3 protein-coding genes are annotated in these 3,471 nt (G+C 37.0%); all 3 read left to right on the top strand.

The features are described from left to right. A partial coding sequence (locus tag ABZA26_RS10645) for an IMP dehydrogenase (protein ID WP_372714506.1) occupies positions 1-141 on the top strand: 141 nt, incomplete at its 5' end. A gap of 366 nt (positions 142-507) precedes the next feature. Next, positions 508-3,075: an ATP-dependent chaperone ClpB gene (gene clpB, locus ABZA26_RS10640; protein ID WP_372714505.1), complete on the top strand. Its 2,568-nt coding sequence runs from the start codon at positions 508-510 to the stop codon at positions 3,073-3,075. A gap of 119 nt (positions 3,076-3,194) precedes the next feature. After that, on the top strand, positions 3,195-3,471 hold a 277-nt coding region (locus ABZA26_RS10635; protein WP_372714504.1), incomplete at its 3' end, for a cyclic nucleotide-binding domain-containing protein.

Genomic DNA, 3,471 nt, shown 5'->3' with positions numbered 1-3,471 from the left:
GGTATGGGATACTGCGGTACAGCTACTATAGCAGACCTAAAGAAAGACGGTAAATTTGTAAAAATAACAGGTTCTGGATTAATCGAATCACACCCACACGATATCAATATCACAAAAGAAGCTCCAAACTATCATAAGTAAACTTTTTAGCTGCTGAAATATTTCAGCAGCTTTTTTTTATTTAAACTCTTCAAAGCATTTGTTCTTTCTCTATTCTTTTCTGTTAAATAATAATTTTTTTAATTTTTTCAATATATTCTTATTTCTATTGCTTATTTGTATATTTTTAGAGACCAGACTCTTTCTTACAGGATTTTTGGCTTTTAGACTGAATATTTATATGCCACTCATTTATTTTTCAAATTCAAAAAAATTTTCTTAAAAGACCTTTTTTTAAAAACTTTGACTCTGTTTCTTGACTTTTTTTAAAAAAAATTATATATTAAACATATAAACTTTAGCACTCATCCGAACAGAGTGCTAACAAAATTCAAAAGGAGGTTTTCTATGAATGACAAATACACAGAAAAATCAGTTCTTGCCATAAATGATGCACATAATTATGCCTTGAAATACAAACATACAAACATCAAGCCCGAACACCTTGCCCTGGCCCTCTTGACACAAAATGACGGTCTCATTCCCAGACTTATTGAAAAAATGGGGCTAAACCTAAGCTCCCTGGTTAAAGAAGTTGAAAATGAGCTGAATAAATATCCAAAAGTAGAGGTCGCCTCACAGGGAAATTTGTCATTTGAAGGTACCACAAACAGGATCGTGATGGAAGCTGAAGATATTATGAAAAAAATGGGTGATTCTTACATAAGTGTGGAGCATCTTTTTAAGGCTCTCATGAAAAATCTTCCCCTTTTAAAACGAATAGGAGTAGATCCCAAAGAGTTTGAAAAAGTACTCTCTGAAGCAAGAGGAAGCCAAAAAGTAGACTCTCCAAATCCTGAGGGTAAATTTGAAGCCCTTTCAAAATACGGAAAAGATCTTGTGGACCTTGCCAAAAAAGGAAAGCTTGATCCCATCATAGGAAGAGATTCAGAGATAAGAAGAGCAATACAGATACTTTCCAGAAGAACAAAAAACAATCCCATTCTTATAGGGGATCCAGGTGTAGGTAAGACTGCCATAGTAGAGGGACTGGCTCAGAGGATTCTCAAGGGAGATGTCCCGGAATCCCTCAAGGGAAAAACTATCTTCTCTCTGGACATGGGAGCCCTTATTGCAGGTGCAAAATTCCGTGGGGAATTTGAAGAGCGTCTGAAAGCTGTCTTAAAAGAGGTGGAAGAATCCAATGGAAATATTGTTCTCTTCATAGATGAGATTCACACCATAGTAGGGGCGGGAAAAACAGAGGGTGCTATGGATGCCGGTAACATTCTAAAGCCCATGCTTGCAAGGGGAGAAGCCAGAGTTATAGGGGCTACCACAGTAGATGAATACAGAAAACACATGGAAAAAGATGCAGCCCTTGAAAGAAGATTCCAGACTATAATGGTAGATGAACCAGATGTAGAAGACACCATTTCAATACTTAGAGGATTAAAAGAAAAATATGAGGTCTATCATGGTATCAGAATAAGTGACTCTGCCATAGTTTCAGCTTCTACACTGAGTCACAGATATATAAGCGACAGATTCCTACCAGACAAGGCCATAGATCTCATTGATGAAGCTGCCGCAATGATAAGAACAGAGATAGATTCTATGCCTGACGAACTAGATGAACTCACCAGAAGGACTATGCAGCTGGAAATTGAAAAAGAAGCCCTGAAAAAAGAAAAAGACAAAGGTTCCCAGGAGAGACTCGGTACTTTGGAAAAAGAACTTTCTGAACTCAACTCTAAAAAATCCATATTAAAGTCTCAGTGGGATCTGGAAAAAAATGAGATATCAAGTATAAAAGATATTAAAAAGAAAATTGAAGAGGTTCAGCTGGAGATAGAAAAAGCAGAGAGAGAGTATGACCTAAACAAGCTTGCAGAGCTTAAATATGGAAAAATGGCTTCTCTCGAAAAAGAATTAAAGCTTCAGGAAGAAAAAGTAAAAACAGGTAAAAATTCCGCAACTCTTTTAAAACAGGAGGTTACTTCTGAAGAGATTGCTGATATAGTGGCCCGTTGGACAGGAATACCTGTATCCAAACTCATGGAAGGAGAGAGAGGTAAAATACTTCATCTGGAAGATTCTTTGAAAGAGAGGGTAATAGGACAGGAAGAAGCCATAAAGGCGGTAGCAGATACTATTATACGATCCAGAGCAGGTCTGAAAGATCCGAATCGTCCGATGGGATCATTTATATTTTTAGGACCTACAGGTGTCGGTAAGACATATCTTGCAAAATCCCTGGCATACAATCTCTTTGACGATGAGGACAATGTTGTAAGGGTGGATATGAGTGAATACATGGATAAATTTTCTGTAACAAGGCTTATAGGTGCTCCTCCTGGATATGTAGGCTATGAAGAGGGGGGACAGCTCACTGAGTCGATCAGAAGAAAACCTTATTCAGTAATACTTTTAGACGAAATCGAAAAAGCTCACCCAGATGTATTCAACGTACTTTTGCAGGTTTTAGATGACGGAAGACTTACAGACGGAAAGGGAAAAGTGGTAAATTTTAAAAATACACTTGTAATTATGACCTCAAACATAGGAAGTCAGTTTATAATACAGGACCCTGATCTCTCTGAAAGTACAAAGAAATCAGTAATGGATGTATTGAAGTCAAACTTCAAACCTGAGTTTTTAAACAGAGTTGACGATACCATTATATTTAAAGCTCTGGATCTGGAAGCAGTGGAGAATATAGTAAAACTTATCCTGTCAGATATAAATAAAAGGCTGGAAGATCGTTATATCACTCTGAACTTTACAGACAAAGCTGTCAGGTACATGGCAGAAACTTCCTTTGATCCACACTACGGTGCAAGACCTCTGAAGCGCTTTATTCAAAGGGAGCTAGAAACCAAGCTGGCCAAAATGCTTCTTCAAGGAGAAGTTCCTGACAACAGTAAAGTTACGGTGGATTTTACCGACGGATATTTAGATTTTTCTATAAATTAAGGGATGCTCATGCATCCCTTTTTTCATCTCTTGCTTAAGACAATAAGAGGAAATTTCCAATACAAAATGTACATTAGTTTAGGTATTATAAAGCCGCAAAACTTAAAGAGGTGATATTCATGACAAAGGAACTCATGCCCCTGTTGGATATAGAAAATATTCTCCCTATTTTAAATAAAATATCTATTTTTGGAGGGCTCGATGATAAGCAGCTTTATTTTCTCTTTAAAATTTTAAAGCAATCCAATTATAAAAAGGGAGAATACATTTTCAAACAGGGAGAACTCCCTTCCCATATTTATATCATACAAAAGGGTCGGGTACGATTTATAGAAGAGGTTGATATGACCGCTTATCAGATCTTTGAATTCGGCGAAGGGAACTGTATAGGGGAAG

Source organism: Ilyobacter sp., from assembly GCF_041583315.1.
Classification (GTDB): Bacteria; Fusobacteriota; Fusobacteriia; order Fusobacteriales; family Fusobacteriaceae; genus Ilyobacter.
This window is presented reverse-complemented; position numbering and strand designations above follow the sequence as displayed.